This window comes from Streptomyces sp. CA-111067 (assembly GCF_050956065.1).
Classification (GTDB): Bacteria; Actinomycetota; Actinomycetes; order Streptomycetales; family Streptomycetaceae; genus Actinacidiphila.
Map to the genome: position 1 here is coordinate 7442830 of NZ_CP192103.1, position 14987 is coordinate 7457816.

The 14987-nt window shown below is 72.9% G+C and carries 15 protein-coding genes; 5 read left to right on the plus strand and 10 right to left on the minus strand.

Features of this window, described 5'->3' with window-relative positions; translation table 11 throughout:
* Positions 1-109 precede the first annotated feature (109 nt).
* Positions 110-1747: an acyl-CoA dehydrogenase family protein gene (locus ACQPW6_RS32995; RefSeq protein WP_433893372.1), complete on the minus strand. Its 1638-nt coding sequence runs from the start codon at positions 1745-1747 to the stop codon at positions 110-112.
* Between the two features lie 18 nt (positions 1748-1765).
* Here ACQPW6_RS32995 and ACQPW6_RS33000 point away from each other — a divergent pair, with 18 nt between their 5' ends.
* Positions 1766-3055, plus strand: coding sequence for a YihY/virulence factor BrkB family protein (locus ACQPW6_RS33000; protein ID WP_433893373.1), 1290 nt, complete (start codon positions 1766-1768; stop codon positions 3053-3055).
* 45 nt (positions 3056-3100) lie between these two features.
* On the plus strand, positions 3101-3856 hold the full coding sequence (locus tag ACQPW6_RS33005; protein WP_433893374.1) for a helix-turn-helix domain-containing protein: 756 nt from the start codon (positions 3101-3103) through the stop codon (positions 3854-3856).
* Here ACQPW6_RS33005 and ACQPW6_RS33010 read toward each other — a convergent pair.
* Positions 3787-4203: a VOC family protein gene (locus ACQPW6_RS33010; RefSeq protein WP_433893375.1), complete on the minus strand. Its 417-nt coding sequence runs from the start codon at positions 4201-4203 to the stop codon at positions 3787-3789. The two genes, ACQPW6_RS33005 and ACQPW6_RS33010, sit on opposite strands and share 70 nt — an antisense overlap.
* A 291-nt stretch (positions 4204-4494) precedes the next feature.
* Positions 4495-5085, minus strand: a complete 591-nt coding sequence (locus ACQPW6_RS33015) for a TetR/AcrR family transcriptional regulator (RefSeq protein WP_433893376.1) — start codon at positions 5083-5085, stop codon at positions 4495-4497.
* Positions 5086-5192: 107 nt separating this feature from the next.
* Here ACQPW6_RS33015 and ACQPW6_RS33020 point away from each other — a divergent pair, with 107 nt between their 5' ends.
* Together ACQPW6_RS33020 and ACQPW6_RS33025 are read left to right on the plus strand one after the other, a co-directional pair.
* The gene (locus ACQPW6_RS33020; protein WP_433893377.1) at positions 5193-5630 is read left to right on the plus strand and encodes a nuclear transport factor 2 family protein; all 438 of its coding nucleotides are present in this window, start codon (positions 5193-5195) and stop codon (positions 5628-5630) included.
* 175 nt (positions 5631-5805) lie between these two features.
* The gene (locus tag ACQPW6_RS33025) at positions 5806-7053 is read left to right on the plus strand and encodes a ThuA domain-containing protein (protein WP_433893378.1); all 1248 of its coding nucleotides are present in this window, start codon (positions 5806-5808) and stop codon (positions 7051-7053) included.
* 245 nt (positions 7054-7298) lie between these two features.
* Here ACQPW6_RS33025 and ACQPW6_RS33030 read toward each other — a convergent pair whose 3' ends face one another.
* Positions 7299-7853, minus strand: a complete 555-nt coding sequence (locus tag ACQPW6_RS33030; RefSeq protein ID WP_433893379.1) for a TetR/AcrR family transcriptional regulator — start codon at positions 7851-7853, stop codon at positions 7299-7301.
* Between the two features lie 171 nt (positions 7854-8024).
* Here ACQPW6_RS33030 and ACQPW6_RS33035 point away from each other — a divergent pair, with 171 nt between their 5' ends.
* The gene (locus ACQPW6_RS33035; protein ID WP_433893380.1) at positions 8025-8960 is read left to right on the plus strand and encodes a zinc-binding dehydrogenase; all 936 of its coding nucleotides are present in this window, start codon (positions 8025-8027) and stop codon (positions 8958-8960) included.
* Between the two features lie 197 nt (positions 8961-9157).
* Here ACQPW6_RS33035 and ACQPW6_RS33040 read toward each other — a convergent pair whose 3' ends face one another.
* The 6 genes from ACQPW6_RS33040 to ACQPW6_RS33065 all read right to left on the minus strand — a co-directional run bounded on the left by ACQPW6_RS33040 (position 9158) and on the right by ACQPW6_RS33065 (position 14908).
* Positions 9158-10261 carry an ABC transporter ATP-binding protein gene (locus tag ACQPW6_RS33040; protein ID WP_433893381.1) on the minus strand — a complete coding sequence of 368 codons (1104 nt, stop codon included), beginning with the start codon at positions 10259-10261 and terminating at the stop codon, positions 9158-9160.
* On the minus strand, positions 10258-11148 hold the full coding sequence (modB, locus tag ACQPW6_RS33045) for a molybdate ABC transporter permease subunit (protein ID WP_433893382.1): 891 nt from the start codon (positions 11146-11148) through the stop codon (positions 10258-10260). Before modB ends, ACQPW6_RS33040 begins: the two co-directional genes overlap by 4 nt.
* Before the next feature lie 7 nt (positions 11149-11155).
* The gene (gene modA, locus ACQPW6_RS33050) at positions 11156-12007 is read right to left on the minus strand and encodes a molybdate ABC transporter substrate-binding protein (protein WP_433894735.1); all 852 of its coding nucleotides are present in this window, start codon (positions 12005-12007) and stop codon (positions 11156-11158) included.
* Positions 12008-12178: 171 nt separating this feature from the next.
* Positions 12179-12763, minus strand: coding sequence for a dihydrofolate reductase family protein (locus tag ACQPW6_RS33055; protein WP_433893383.1), 585 nt, complete (start codon positions 12761-12763; stop codon positions 12179-12181).
* Between the two features lie 102 nt (positions 12764-12865).
* Positions 12866-13126: a hypothetical protein gene (locus tag ACQPW6_RS33060; protein ID WP_433893384.1), complete on the minus strand. Its 261-nt coding sequence runs from the start codon at positions 13124-13126 to the stop codon at positions 12866-12868.
* Positions 13127-13213: 87 nt separating this feature from the next.
* Positions 13214-14908, minus strand: a complete 1695-nt coding sequence (locus ACQPW6_RS33065) for a choice-of-anchor P family protein (protein WP_433893385.1) — start codon at positions 14906-14908, stop codon at positions 13214-13216.
* Positions 14909-14987 lie beyond the last annotated feature (79 nt).

Consider the following 14987-nt stretch of genomic DNA (forward strand, 5'->3'; position numbering starts at 1 on the left):
TCACCGCAGTCCGCGGCCCGAATCTGCCGGGCCCGTTCCTGCGGGAGGCCGGCGGACCGAGGGTGGTGCCGAGTCGGCGCGGCGCCACCCTCTGCCGGCGGTCCATCGATCAGACCGCCGCCGGGCGGGCGCGGTCCACGACGGACGGCAGGTCCAGCGTGTGCGGCAGCGTGCCGAACGTGCTGCCCCAGTCGCCGCCGAGCCGGGACGCGCAGAACGCGTCGGCGACCGGCGCGGGCGCGTACCGCACCAGCAGCGAGCCCTGGAGCACCAGGGCCATCCGCTGCACGATCCGGCGGGCCCGGCTCTCCATCCCCTCCAGGTCGCCCAGATCCGTCAGCAGGTCCTTCGCCGCCGCGTCCAGGCGGTGGTCCGCGCCGCGGGAGATGCCGATCTCGCCGAGGAACGCGTTCAGCGCCTGCGGCTCGCGTTGCAGCACCCGCAGCACGTCGAGCGCCTGCACGTTGCCCGAGCCCTCCCACACCGAGTTCAGCGGCGACTCGCGGAAGATCCGCGGCATCCCCGACTCCTCCACGTACCCGTTGCCGCCCAGGCACTCCAGCGCCTCGGCCGCCACCACCGGGCACCGCTTGGTCACCCAGAACTTGGTGACCGCCACCGCCAGCCGGCGGAACGCGCGCTCCTGCTCGCTGCCCTCGTCGTAGGACGCGGCCAGCCGCAGCACGGTGGCGGTGGCCGCCTCCGACTCCAGGGCCAGGTCCGCCAGCACGTTGACCATCAGCGGCTTGTCGATCAGCGGGCCGCCGAACGCCTGCCGGTAGGTGGCGTGGTGCACGGCCTGCGCCACCGCCTGCCGCATCAGCGCCGCCGACCCCAGCGCGCAGTCGAGCCGGGTCGCCGCCACCATCTCGATGATGGTGGCCACCCCGCGGCCCTCCTCGCCGACCCGGCGGGCCCAGGTGTCGTGGAACTCCACCTCCGAGGAGGCGTTGGAACGGTTGCCGAGCTTGTCCTTCAGCCGCTGGATCGCGAAGACGTTCCGGCTGCCGTCGGGCAGCACCCGCGGCAGCAGGAAGCAGGTCAGCCCCCCGGGCGCCTGCGCGAGCACCAGGAAGCCGTCCGACATCGGCGCCGAGCAGAACCACTTGTGCCCGGTCAGCGTGTAGGCGCCGTCCTCGGCCAGCGGCGTGGCCCTGGTGGTGTTGGAGCGGACGTCGGAGCCGCCCTGCTTCTCGGTCATGCCCATCCCGAACAGCGCGCCCGGTTTCCCGCCCGGCGCGACCAGCCGCTGGTCGTAGACCCGGGAGCCGAGCCGCGGCTCCCACTCGGCGGCCAGCTCCGGGTCGGTGCGCAGCGCGGGCACCGCCGCGTGCGTCATCGACACCGGGCAGCCGTGCCCGGCCTCGACCTGCGACCAGACCATGAAGCCGGCCGCCCGCCGCAGATGGCCGTCGGGGCGCGACCAGGCGTCGGTCAGACCCGCGCTGACCGCGTGGCCGAGCAGCCGGTGCCAGGCCGGATGGAACTCGACCTCGTCGATCCGGTTGCCGTAGCGGTCGTGGGTGCGCAGCACCGGGGAACTGGAGTTCGCCTGTTCCCCCCACGCCTGCGCCTGGGACGAGCCGGCCGCCAGGCCCAGCTCGGTCAGCTCGCCGGTGATCTCGGCCAGCCGGCCTGGGTCGGCGTGCCTGGCCACGGCTTCGGTGAGCGCCCGGTCGGTGCTGTACACGTCATGGCCGACCAGCGGCGGAACCTGGTTCTCGACGGTGTGAGTGGGGACTGTCATGCCCGCTAACGTAAGGGGGTGCAAGCAGCAGATGAAAGAAGCCATCGGCGGCCGGGCCGTTGGCATCGGGCCCGGGCGTTGTACCGCAACGTCTCCAAGCGGAGGATGGGCTGGCTGCTGCTGAAGGACACGGTGAACTCCTGCGTGGAGTACCGGGTCACCGGACTCGCCGCGGAGGCGGCGTTCTTCGTCCTGCTGTCGCTGCCGCCGCTGATGCTCGGCCTGGTCGGCGCGCTCGGCTACGTGGACACCGTCGTGGGCCTGGACACCATCGACCACATCCGGCAGAACATCCTCACCGCGTCCTCCACCGTGCTGTCCGACAAGGGCGTGAACCAGCTGGTCAAACCGCTGGTCGACGACGTCTTCCACCGCCGGCGGCCGGACCTGATCTCGATCGGCTTCCTGATCGCGCTGTGGTCCGGCTCCCGCGCGGTGAACGTCTTCGTGGACACCATCACGATCATGTACGGCCTGGAGGGGCGGCGCGGGATCGTCCGTACCCGGCTGATGTCGCTCGCGCTGTACGTGGTGGCGCTGATACTCGGCGCGGCGGTGCTGCCCGTGGTGGTGGCGGGACCCGACGCGGTGGTCGGGCTCATGCCGGGCGGGACCGTCGCCGTACAGGTGCTGTACTGGCCGGCCGTCCTGCTGGCCTCGATCGCCTTCCTCACCACGCTGTACCACGTGTCGGTGCCGGTGCGGTCGCCCTGGTACGAGGACGTGCCCGGTGCGCTCATCGCCCTGCTGATGTGGGTGCTGGGCAGCTTCGTGCTGCGGATCTACCTCACGCACACGGTCGAGGGCCCGACCATCTACGGATCGCTGGCCGCGCCGGTCGCCGTACTGCTGTGGATCGGGGTGTCCGCCTTCGCGGTGCTGGTCGGGGCCGCGGTGAACGCCGCCGTCGACCGGGTGTGGCCGTCGCTGAACACGGCCGCGGCGCGCGAGGAGAACGCGCGGCTGCGGGAGGCCGCGGCGGCGGAGGTGGTCGCGGCGGCGGAGGCCCGGCGGGCGGCGCGGGCGGCCGGGTACGACGAGGCGGGTCCGGAGGATCCGCCGGCCGAGTACCCGGAGCGGTGGGCGGAGTTCCTGCCGCCGAGCGATGTGCGGGCGCGGTTGCGGCCGCGGCGGCCGGGGGCGCCGGTGCCGATCCAGCCTTCGGCTGACCGGGAGCCGGGGATGCCGCCTGCGCGGCCTGGTGGGCCGCCGGGTGCGCCGGGTGCGCCGCCTGTCGCGCCGCCGGTGTATCCGCCCCGGCCGCCGGGCGGGACGGCGCCGTGGAACGGGGACGGGCAGGGCCGCTGAGGCGCGGTGTCCGTGGTTGTCAGTGGTTGGGGGCACCATGGGGATGTGGACGCCGGGTATCGGGAGTGCGCCGGGCCGGTCGCCGGGGTCACCGTGTGGACCCGGGGCGAGGGGGCCGGCGGCTACCGCGTGCTGCCCGACGGCTGCATGGACCTGATCTGGTACGACGGCGCGCTGATGGTCGCGGGCCCCGACACGGCCGCGTACGTCGCCGACGACCGCCCCGGCGGCTCGTACGCCGGCCTGCGCTTCGCCCCCGGCACCGGTCCCGCGCTGCTCGGCGCGCCCGCCCACGAGGTGCGGGACCTGCGGGTGCCGCTCGACGCGCTGTGGCCCGGCGGCCCGGCCCGCCGGCTCGGCGAGCGGGCGGCGGAAGGGGACCCGGCGGAGGCGCTGACCGATTGGGTACGGGCGCGCAGCCGCACGACCGGCCCGGCCGACGGTCTGACGGCGGCGGTGGCCGCGGCGCTGGCCGACAACCGCCCAGTGTCGGCGATCGCCGCGGCGGCGGGCCTGGGCGAACGGCAGCTGCGCCGCCGCTGCGAGGCGGCCTTCGGTTACGGCCCGAAGACGCTCGCGCGGGTGCTGCGGATGCAGCGGGCCCTGGAACTGGCCCTCGCGGGCACGGCGTTCGCGACGGTGGCGGTGACGGCGGGCTACGCCGACCAGGCGCACCTGTCCCGCGAGGTGAAGGCACTCGCGGGTGTGCCGCTGGGCGCGCTGGTGCGCGGTCAGGCGTTTCCGGCGCTCGACGCGAACAGCTCCACGGCGTTGCCGTCCGGGTCGTGCAGCACGGCATAGCGCTGCCCCCAGAAGGCGTCCCACGGCTTGAGGTGCCCCGGGTACCCCGCGCCGGTGACCTCGGCGTAGACCGCGTCCACCCCCTCCGGCGTGCCGCAGTCGAACGCGAGCGAGACCCGGGAGCCGGTGGCCGGCGTCCAGTCCGGGTCGAACGACCGGATCGTCTCGACGGTGTCCCAGGCGAGCCGGAACCCGCCTTGGAGCTCGGCGACGACATGCGGCTGGTCGGCGGCCTCGGACTCGGCGGGGAGGTCGACGCCGAGGCGGCGGTAGAAGGCGAGGGATTCGGCCATGTCGGCGACGACGAGGCCGATGAAGTTGAAACGGGGGGTGGGGTGCGGATTCATGTCTCGACGCTAACCGGCCTGCGGCCCGCAGTCTTGAACGAAACGGACAGGAGACGGCCCCTGTACCCCGGTGGCACCGGGCGGGCGGATGCGCCCCGGCATCACCGGGGGCGCGGGGCTGCGTCTGATGTGCGGCTCCGCCGCGTGGGCGCGGTGTGTCCCGGCATCACGAGGGGCGCGGGGAACTGCGCTGCCAGCCCACCACCGGCCGGGGGTCCGGCAACTACCGCAAGTGGCTTGGCGGGCGGCCCGCCTGCGGGCGCGTCCTGGCCGGGGTCCGGCCATGGGCCCTCATCGCGGCCTCGCGGTGGCGGGCCGGTGGGCGGGGCGGAGGCAGTCCAGGACGAGGTTCGCCACGCGGGCGGGGTGGGACGGGTCGGACCGTTGGGCTTGGGCGGTCAGGGCCGCCAGGACGATCGCATGGACGTCCGACGCGTCCACGTCGGGCCGTACTCTGCCGGTGCGCTGCGCCCGTGTCAGCAGCTCCGCGAAGACCTCCCGAAGCTCCGCGGCGGCCCGCAGAGTCCCGTCCCCCAGGGGCGTCCCCGCTCGGGCGAGCGTGTCCGTGAGGTCCTGCTTGGCGTCGGCGTCATCGATCATCTGGCGGAGGAATCCGAAGAACGCCGACCCGGCCTCGTCGGCCCGCAGCGCCGAGCGCGCCTGGTCGGTCAGCTGCTGGAGGTGCTCCGTGACGGCCGCCTCGAACAGCGCCTCCTTCGTGGGGAAGTGGCGGTGCACCGTGCCGGGGCCGACGCCGGCCCGGCGGGCGATCTCGTCCAGTGACACGCCGACGCCCTCGGCGGCGAAAGCGGCTCGCGCCGTCTCCAGGATCCGTGCCCTGTTGCGCCGCGCATCGGCCCGCAGCGGCCGTTCGGTGCTCATCGCCGTCACTTCCCTCAGACGTTCCGTCGCCCCGCAGACAACCGGGGCGGTCGCCCCGTATATTGAAGCGGGGCGCCAGCCCCGCTTACTCTCCCGAGGAGTGTCCCATGCCCGCCGCCACACCACGCGAAGTCGTCGAACACCTCCTTCGCCTCACCGCCGAGGGCCCCGCCGAGAGCATGGCCGACCTGTTCGCCGAGGACGCCGTGTTCGAGATGCCCTTCCTGCCGCCGGGCGCGCCCCGGCCCGAGCCGGGACGAGAGGCGTTCCGGGCCCACCTCAAGGGGGCCGTGGGCCTGCAGGAGTTCGACTCGATCGACGAACTCCATCTCCACCAGACGACCGATCCGGACGTCGTCATAGCCGAGTACCGGCTGCACGGCCGGGCCGTCCTCACCGGAAAGCGCTTCGCGTCCCACCTCGTCCTGGTCGCCCGGATCCACGACGGACTGATCGTCCGGGCCCGTACCTACGCGAACCCGCTCGACAACGCGGTCGCCTTCGACATGGTCGATGACCTGCTCACCGGGCTGACGGCGGCATAGCCCGGCGGTCGCCGCCGGACGTCCTCCGGCCGGGGCCCGCCGCGCCGGCCGGGGGTAACCGGTTTCCCGCGGAGGCGATTGGTCTGGACCGGGGTCATTGACATGAACCTGGTACAGACCTTTGAATTCCTGTGCACGCGCACGTCCCCCACCGTCGCGCACAGGGAAGGCCCCCATGACCGGATCCCGCACGTCCGTTCCGAGAACGCGAGCCCTCATACGGCTGCTCGCCCTCTTCGCCGTACTGCTCGGCCTCCAGGCCGCGCCGGCCCACCACGCCCAGGCGGCGCCGGCGTTCAAGGTGCTGGCGCTCTACGACGGCACCTACGACGCCGCCCACATCAGCTTCGTGCACGAGGCCAACGCCTGGTTCCCGCAGCACGCGGCCGAGTACGGCTTCTCGTACACCTCCAGCAACGACTGGAACCAGCTCAACGCGGCCAACCTGGCCAACTACCAGGCCGTGATGTTCCTCGACAACTACCCGCACACCGCCGCCCAGCAGTCCGCGTTCCAGACGTACATGAACAACGGCGGCGGCTGGATCGGCTTCCACGTCGCCGCGTACAACGACGCCGTGCCGAGCGACTGGTCCTGGTACCACAACACCTTCCTCGGCACCGGCACGTTCAAGAGCAACAGCTGGGGCCCGACCGCCGAGACGCTGAAGATCGAGGACGCCTCGCACCCGGCCACCGCCGGCCTGCCGTCCACCATCGCGTCCTCGGTCAGCGAGTGGTACAGCTGGCAGAACGACCTCAGGCAGAACCCGGACATCGACATCCTCGCGTCGATGGACCAGTCCACGTTCCCGATCGGCACCGACCCCAACCAGACCTGGTACAGCGGGTATTACCCGATCGTGTGGACCAACCGGAACTACCACATGGTCTACAACAACTTCGGCCACAACGCGATGGACTACGCGACCAACACCACCCTGTCGTCCACGTTCGCCAGCGCGCAGCAGAACCAGCTGCTGATCCAGGAGATCCGCTGGGCGGCCGGCCAGTCCGGCGCCGTCACCCCGCCGCCGACCGAGCCCACCGGGGCGATCCACGGCTACGGCGGCAAGTGCGTCGACATCGCCGGGGCGAGCAGCACCAACGGCGCGGCGGTGCAGCTCTACGACTGCAACGGGACGGGCGCGCAGAACTGGACGGTCAGTTCTGACGGGAGCCTGCGGGCGCTGGGCAAGTGCATGGACGTGGCCGCGGCGGGAACGGCCAACGGCACGAAGGTGCAGCTCTACGACTGCAACGGCAGCGGGGCGCAGAAGTGGACCCGGAGCGGGTCCACGCTCGTCAACGCCGGGTCCGGCAAGTGCCTTGACGCCACGGGGCCGAGTTCGGCGAACGGGACGCGGCTCCAGATCTGGACCTGCGGGACGGGCGCGAACCAGCAGTGGACGCTTCCGTCGTGATCCCCGGTTAGGGGCGCGGGGCTGTTGCCGATCTGCGGCTCACCCCGGCTTCACCAGGGGCGCGGGGAACTGCGCGACCAGCCACCGACGGCCGGGTGGTCCGGCTACTGCCGGAAGTGGCTGGGCGGTCGGCCGCCTCCGGGCGCGCTCCGGCTGAGCGCGCAGTTCCCCGCGCCCCCAACGGGGCGCCACCCGGCCGGGGAGCAGCACTCCGCCGCGGGGAGCAGCCCCCAGCCGGGCGGGCGTCAGGCGGCTAGGAAGCGTTGGAGGACGCGGCGGGAGGCCGGGAGGGGGGCGCCGGCGTCGAACTCGAGGACGGAGATCTCGCGCGTCATCGCCGCGAGCAGCTGCGCAGCAGCCTCCGCGTCGGGCCAGCCCATGACCTTCAGATCGGCCACCCCGGCCTCCGCGAGCCGCTCCCGGCGCGCCGCCATGGAACCCTGCATCGTCGGGTCCGAGCGCGCCTCGAGCGCCAGTGCCTTGACGCCCCGGTTCGCGAGGGAGACGTCGAGGTATGCCTCGGTGCTGCGGAAGAGGCGTTCGGGGCCGGGCGGCAGGCCCGCGACCGCCTCGTTGACGGCCTCCTGCACGCGGCCGTGGAAGCGCTCGTGCATGGTGTCGACGAACGCGGACCGGTCCTTGAAGTGCACGTAGAACGTGCCTTTGGCCACCCCGGCCCGCGCCACGACCATGTTCACGCTGACGCCGGCCAGGCCGTGCTGCTCCGCCAGCGCCGCGCCGGCGTCGAGTAGTGCCTCGCGTGTCTGGGAAGCCCCCGGCGTCTGCGCTCCTGCTGCCATGACCTCGGAGTATATGCCCGCGGCGAGGGCCCGGGGGCGAGCGTGATGTGCGGGGTGACCGACCGGTCGGTCACATGCTAGGGTCCCGTCCATGGCCACGATCTCCAGGTCCATCGAACCGATCGCCTACGGCGTCAACGCCGGGCAGGAGCAACAGCGATGAGAGCGGCAGTGATCGACAGAGTCGGCGCGGCACCGCGGGCCACCGTCCTCGCGGACCCGTCGCCGGAGAGCGACAGGCAGGTGGTCGTCCAGGTCGAGGCGACCGCGCTGAACGCGATCGACGTGCACGTCGCGGAGGGGCACCACCGGGCCGGGCCGCCGAAAGTGCCGTACGTTCCCGGCTTCGAGGTGGTCGGGACGATCGTGACCGGACCCGATCAGGGCCTCCGGGTGCATGCGAACGTCCCGGCGGGGCTCGTGCCCGGGGTCGACGGTGGGCTGGCCGAACTCGTACTGGCCGATCGTGCGGCCTGCATCCCCGTGCCGGACGGGCTGAGCAGCGTCGCCGCTGCTGCGATCGGCGCGGTCGGGGTCGGGGCGGATCTGTCGCTGCGCAAGGCGGGGTTGCGGGCGGGCGAGAGCGTGCTCGTGCTGGGAGCGACGGGTCCCTTCGGCGCGGCGGCGCTGCGGCTGGCGAGGCTGGCCGGCGCCGAACGGGTCATCGCGGCCGGCCGCAACCCCGAGCGGCTGGCCCAAGTCCCCGATGCGGACGCGCTGCTGGTGCTCGGCGAGGAGCCGCTGCCGGAGCGACTGGCGTCGCTCGGGGGCCCGGTGGATCTGGTCGTCGACCCGGTGTGGGGGCCGTGGGTGATGCAGGCGATGGGGTGCTTGCGGCTGGGCGGCCGCTACGTGAACGTCGGGGCGGCGGGTGGGGAGGGGGAGTTCCGGGCGGACGCCCTTCGGGCGGCGCAGTTGACGCTGATCGGTTTCAGCGGGACGACCGCGAAGCCGGAGGAGGTCTTCGCGAGCTACACCCGCATAGCCGCCTTGGCGGCGGCGGCCTCCTTCACGCTCCCCACCACGACGTACTCCCTCCCCGAGGCTCCCCACGCCTGGCAGGCCCAGGCATCCTCCCCCGGCCGAAAGATCGTCATCACCCCCTGACCCGACATCATGCATGCGCCCCGCCGGCCACGAGGGCTGCTGGTGATGCCGGTGTGAGTCGTGCGTGTGGCTCTAGCCGCGGGTCCCGGTCGGGTTGTGCCCCGTCAGGGGCGCGGGGAACTGCGCGACCAGCCACGACGTGCCCGCGGGCGGCCGACTGCCCGGCTACTTGCGGTGGTTGCCGGACCCCCGGGCGTTCAGGCCGGGTACGCGTGGGTTTGGGTGGCCTTTAGTTCGGCCCAGACTTCTGCTCCGGGTTCCAGGGCCAGTTCGGCCACTGACACCGTCGTCAGGTCGGCGGCCAGGGGCAGCCCGTCCGCCGTGCTGGTCAGGGCGACCCTGATCTGGTCGCCGTGGGACTCCATGCCCGTGATCCTCGCGGGCCACGCGTTGCGCGCGCTTGTTGTCGGGCGGGTGGTCGAGAGGGTTACCGCGCTCGGGGGGAAGGCCACGAAGGCCGGGCCGGTCAGGGATTCCGTCGTCGTCAGGGTGAGGCCGGGGGAGACCTGCACCGTGTGGGCGGAAGCCTCGCCCTGGTAGAGGTTCAGGCCCACCAGGCGGGCGATGTAGTCCGTGCGGGGGCGGCGGGCGATCTCGGCGGGGGTGCCCTGCTGGACTACCTCGCCGTGTTCGATCACCACCAGCCGGTCGGCCAGCACCATCGCGTCCAGCGGATCGTGCGTGACCAGGACCGCCACCGCCTCGAACGCGGCCAGGTGGCGGCGCAGTTCGGCGCGGACGTCGAGCCGGGCCCGGGCGTCGAGCGCCGCCAGCGGCTCGTCGAGCAGCAGCAGCCGCGGCTCGGTCGCCAACGCGCGGGCCAGCGCGACCCGTTGGGCCTGTCCGCCGGACAACCTGCGGGGTTTGACGCCCGCGTGGTCGGCCAGGCCCATCCGGTCCAGCAGGTCCGCGGCGAGCGCCCGCGCCTCCCGCTTGGGCACGCCGTGGCAGCGCGGGCCGAAGGCGACGTTCTCCAGCGCGGTCAGGTGCGGGAACAGCAGGTAGTCCTGGAAGATCACCCCGACCGGGCGTCCCTCGGGCGGGACGCGCCGGCCGGCGGCCTCCTCCAGGACGGTCCCGTCGAGCCGCAGCGAGCCCCCGGTCAGCGCGGTGAGCCCGGCAAGCGCCCGCAGCGCCGTGCTCTTGCCCGCCCCGTTCGGCCCGAGCAGCGCCACCACCTCGCCGGCCGCGGCCTCGAGCCGCAGGTCGAGCCGGAACGTCCCGCGGTCCACCACCAGATGCGCGTCGAGACCGGTGTCCGTACCGGCGGCGGACTCCGCGGACTTCCGCAGCGCGCTCACGCGATCGCCGTCCAGCGTTCCCGCAGCGCGGCCAGTACGGTGATCGAGACCGCGAGCAGCACCAGGCTCAGCGCGATGGCGGCGGCCGGGTCGTCCTGGAGCGCGAGGTAGACGGCCAGCGGCATCGTCTGGGTGCGGCCGGGGAAGTTGCCGGCGAACGTGATCGTCGCGCCGAACTCGCCCAGCGCCCGCGCCCAGGCGAGCACCGCGCCGGCCGCGACTCCCGGCGCGATCATCGGCAGGGTCACCCGGCGGAAAGCGGTGAACCGGGAGGCGCCCAGCGTGGCCGCGGCCTCCTCGTAGCGCGCGTCGGCCGCCCGCAGCGTGCCCTCTACGGTGATCACCAGGAACGGCATCGCCACGAACGTCTCGGCGACCACCACGCCCGACGTGGTGAACGGCAGCGTGATGCCGAACGCCGAGTCCAGCCAGCGCCCGACCACCCCGTTGCGGCCGAGCGCGAGCAGCAGCGCCACCCCGCCCACCACCGGCGGCAGTACCAGCGGCAGCGTGACCAGCGCCCGGACCAGGCCCCGGCCGGGAAACCGGGTACGGGCCAGCAGCCAGGCCAGCGGCACGCCGAGCACCAGCGCCACCGCCGTGGCGATCGTCGCCGTCTGGAGCGAGAGCCGCAGCGCCTGCCAGACGGCCGCGCCGGCCAGCTGGTGCGGCAGGCTCCGCCAGGGCGCCCTGATCAGCAGCGCGACCAGCGGCAGCAGCAGGAACGCCAGCCCCAGCAGGGCGGGCAGCAGCAGCGCCAGCGGCGCGCCGCCGCGGACCCGTCGAAGCCGCGGCCGGCGCGCCGCCGGTGCCGGCGCTGATGACGGTGAGGACGGTGGTGGTGGTGCGGGATCCGGTGCCGCGGAGGCCGCGGAAGGGGTGCTCACGGCTTCGTCACGGGTTGAGGAAGCCCGCTCCGGACAGCACCTTCTGGCCCTCGGCGGACTTCACCAGTGCGATGAACGCCTGCGCGCCCGCGTCGTTCGGCGCGTTCTTCAGCTCGACGATCGGGTAGTTGTTGATCGCCTTCGCCGACTCCGGGAAGTCCACGCCCTCGACCTTGCCGCCGGCGGTGTTGACGTCCGTCTTGTAGACGACGGCCGCGTCGACCTCCTTCAGCTCCACCTTGGTCAGCGCGGACTTGACGTCCTGCTCGTAGCTGACCGGGGTGAGCTTGAGGCTGCTGGCGGTCAGCGCGGTCTGAGCGGCCGAACCGCACGGCACCGTCTTGGCGCACAGCGCGACCTTCAGGCCGGGCTTGGTGAGGTCCTTCAGCGTGGCGATGTGGTCGGGGTTGCCCGGCAGGGTGGCGATCTCCAGCTGGTTGCGGACGAAGGTGGACGGCGCGCCGTCACCGTCGCCGGCGTCGGTGACCGTCTTCATCGTCTTGGGGCTCGCGGCGGCGAAGACGTCGGCCGGCGCGCCCGAGGTGATGCTCGCGGCGAGGGTGTCGCTGCCGCCGAAGTTGAACACCACCTTCGTGCCCGGGTACGTCGTCTCGAACTGCTTGCCCAGCGTGGTGAAGGTCTCCTTCAGCGAGGCCGCCGCGAAGACCGTCACGGTGCCGGAGACCTTGGGCGCGGCCGACGTCGTCGCGCTCCCGCCGGTGGCCGAGGCCGATGTCGAGGGCGGCGTGGAGGCGTCCGAGGACGAGTCGTCGTCGGATGAGCAGGCGGTGAGTGCCAGCAGCGCCACGGCGCCGATCGCGACCAGCGGCAGGGCGCGGTGACGGGCGGAACGGTTTATCACGGAGGTCTCCCAGCAGTCGGCACTTGCGATCATAGTGCCGCAGCTGCGAGGCGTAAGTCTGCTGTCGCATTGTATAAGCCGCACGATTCGGGCCATGGGCATCGCTTGTGCGATCGTACGATTGCGCCCGCCGCGAGCCTGCCGTGAGCCCGCCCTCAGGCCCCGCCCTCAGGCTCCGGCCGCCCCCGCCGCCCCCACCCGCTCGTAGCGGAGCAGCACCACCCCGTTGTCGAATCTCCGGGTGTCGGTGAGTTCGAGACCGATCCGGGTGTCCAGCTGCGGGAACATCCGGGTGCCGCCGCCGAGCACGAACGGATTGACGTAGACCTGGTACACGTCCACCAGGTCGTGCCGCACGAAGGTCGCGGCCAGGTCGGCGCCGCCCAGCGCGAGGTCGCCGCCCTCCTGTGCCTTGAGCGCCATGACGTCCTCGACCACCACCTCGCGGACGACCGTGGTGTTCCAGTCGGCGCGATCCAGGGTGCGCGAATAGACGATCTTCGGCATCTCGCGCCAGATACGGGCGAACTCCGCGACCGGCTGCTCGGCCTTCGGGTCGGCGTCCGCCGTCGGCCAGAAGCCGGCCATCAGCTCGTAGGTGCGCCGCCCGTCGAGGAACGCGCCCATCTGCTTCAGCTCGTCGTTGAAGTGCTGGTGCAGTTCGTTGTCCACCAGGTGCCAGTCGAGCCGCTGCTGCCGGTCCTCGATGTAACCGTCGAGCGACACCATCATGCTCAGCAGGATCTTTCGCATGTTCCGCCCCTTTCTCCGCCGCCCGCCAGGGCCCGCCGTCGACCTGTGACCGACGTTACGCCGGGGGTACGACAGCGGGCCGCAGCCGCGGCGCGCGGGGCGCTATCCCGCCTCGGGTCTGTCGACCGGATGGCCGCCGTCGCCCTCGATGATGTGCTCCACCTCTCCGTCCTCGTCCTTGTCCACCATGGTCACGTCCACCTGGCCGTCACCTGTGGTGTCGAACTGGTACAGGTCGGCCACGCCGTCGCCGTCGGTGTCGGTCATCCACACATCGGGCTTGCCGTCGCCGTTGGTGTCGGCGGCCAGGATCACGTGGTGCTCGTCGCCACGGGTGGCGATCGGCTCGTCTTGTGTCGTCATGCCGCCCGCTTGCCCCCGGCCCACCGTGCGAAACGGTGTTCGACCACGTGCACCGGCCACGTGCACCGGCCACGTGCACCGACGGGCTCAGACCGCCGGGCAGGTGTCGGTGCTCGACAGCAGCGCCGCCGTCGCGGTGCCCAGGGTGAGCTGGACCCCGGTCAGCAGCGTCACATGCAGGGCGTTGACCGTGATGCCCTTGCCGCCGCCGATCGCGGTCTGCTCGTTGAGCACCACCGAGCCGACCAGCGGCAGCCCGACGGTGGTGTTCGGCGGCGGGTTCGCGCCGACGGCCACCCCGGCCACCCGCAATCCGGTGAGGGTGCTGGTGCCCTGCAACGAGACCGGTCCCGGGCCGCTCGACGTGAGCACGGATCTGGCCTGGGCGCTCGTGTCGACCGCGTCGGCGCTGATCAGGCCGCCGAGCAGGCTCAGATGCGCGATGGACGCGTGCGCGGCCGCGGTACGGGTGCCGTCAGGACCGACGGTCCCGGACGCGTCGGTGCTGATCACGCCGAGCGAGCCGAGCGTGCCGAGCCCGGTACTGACCAGCCCGTGGCTGTCGCTGCCGGGCGCGGTGGTGCAGGAGTGCGCGGAGGGCGCGATCGGTCCCAGCGGCAGCAGCGGCGAGTAGACCCGGGCCGCGTTCGACCGGGCGTCGAAGACCGGCGCGGTGAACGTCACCGAGGCGCAGCCCGGCGGGTCGATGCCGACCCGGTCGGTGACCGCCCCGGCGCACAGCTGGTACGTGCCGGGGTCGGTGGAGGTGACATGGGCGGTCACCGTGCAGGACGCCTGCCCGGCGGCCAGGTCTCCGCCGACCGCGACGCTGTTGCCGGCGCCGGCCGTCAGACTGCCGTTGCCGCAGGTCGTGGTGGTTGCATCGTCCGTGAGCCGCAGCCCGCTCGGCAGCGCGGTGGTGAAGGACCAGCCGTTCTTGGCGGCCAGCTCGCTGGTGTTGGTGAGGGTGAAGGTCAGCGTGGCGGGCGCGCCGACCGGCCGGGTGGCCGGGCTGAAGCCCAGGTCGAGCTGCGGGGTGGCGTCCAGCAGCCGGACGTTGTCGAACGCGCCGTCGTTGCCGTTGCCGCTGGCCTGGTCGTTGATCAGCCTGATGCCCGCGGAGGTGCCGCTGAACAGCACCGATCCGTTGCTGGCATAGGTGCCGACCGAGACGCCGCCGACCACGGAGCCCGGGTTGGCGCAGGCGTTGATCGGCGCGGTGGAGGTGGGCAGCGCGGTCTGCCCGTCGAGCAGGTAGAAGGAAAGCAGCGGCGCGTTGGTGTAGCAACTGGTGGCGGCGACGTCCACCGAGAAGGTCAGGAACCGGTTGGCGGCCGGCAGCGGGATCGGCTCGGCGGTCTGCAACTGGACCTTGCCGCCGCCCGGGTCGGCCTGCGTGTAGGCGGTGACGGCGTGGTTGGCGGCCGGATCGGCGGCGCCCGACCAGGTGCCGAGGGCCGAGGCCAGGTTCTTCACGATCGACCAGGCGCCGGAACCGCAGCCGGCTCCCGCGGGCTCCGTCGTCGGCGCGTCGAGCGACGTCAGATAGCCGTTGCAGTTGCGCAGCCAGGCCGGGTCGGCGGTGTACGTCTGGTGGACCGGGCCGGCGCCGGTGTAGTCGGTGAGCAGGGTCGGCTGGGCGCCCTGGCCGTTCTCGAAGTCCTCGGTGAACACCGCCACCGGCGCGGCGGGGGTGCCCGGGCTGCCGGGCGCGTTGGCCGCGGCCGGGGTCAGGCCGGTCAGCCCGGTCAGTGCGACGGCGGTGAGCGCGGCCAGCGCCAAGGCCGTCGCGGCCCGCCGTCCCGTGCCCGCCGATCGTCCCGTGCCCGCCGATCGTCCGGCGCCCGCCGATCGTCCGGCG

What these genes read in the sequence shown, in the direction of transcription:
- ACQPW6_RS32995 (WP_433893372.1), bottom strand. Translation starts at nt 1,747, where the DNA reads ATGACAGTCCCCACTCACACCGTCGAGAACCAGGTTCCGCCGCTGGTC.
- ACQPW6_RS33010 (WP_433893375.1), bottom strand. Translation starts at nt 4,203, where the DNA reads ATGAATCCGCACCCCACCCCCCGTTTCAACTTCATCGGCCTCGTCGTC.
- ACQPW6_RS33015 (WP_433893376.1), bottom strand. Translation starts at nt 5,085, where the DNA reads ATGAGCACCGAACGGCCGCTGCGGGCCGATGCGCGGCGCAACAGGGCA.
- ACQPW6_RS33020 (WP_433893377.1), top strand. Translation starts at nt 5,193, where the DNA reads ATGCCCGCCGCCACACCACGCGAAGTCGTCGAACACCTCCTTCGCCTC.
- ACQPW6_RS33025 (WP_433893378.1), top strand. Translation starts at nt 5,806, where the DNA reads ATGACCGGATCCCGCACGTCCGTTCCGAGAACGCGAGCCCTCATACGG.
- ACQPW6_RS33030 (WP_433893379.1), bottom strand. Translation starts at nt 7,853, where the DNA reads ATGGCAGCAGGAGCGCAGACGCCGGGGGCTTCCCAGACACGCGAGGCA.
- ACQPW6_RS33055 (WP_433893383.1), bottom strand. Translation starts at nt 12,763, where the DNA reads ATGCGAAAGATCCTGCTGAGCATGATGGTGTCGCTCGACGGTTACATC.
- ACQPW6_RS33060 (WP_433893384.1), bottom strand. Translation starts at nt 13,126, where the DNA reads ATGACGACACAAGACGAGCCGATCGCCACCCGTGGCGACGAGCACCAC.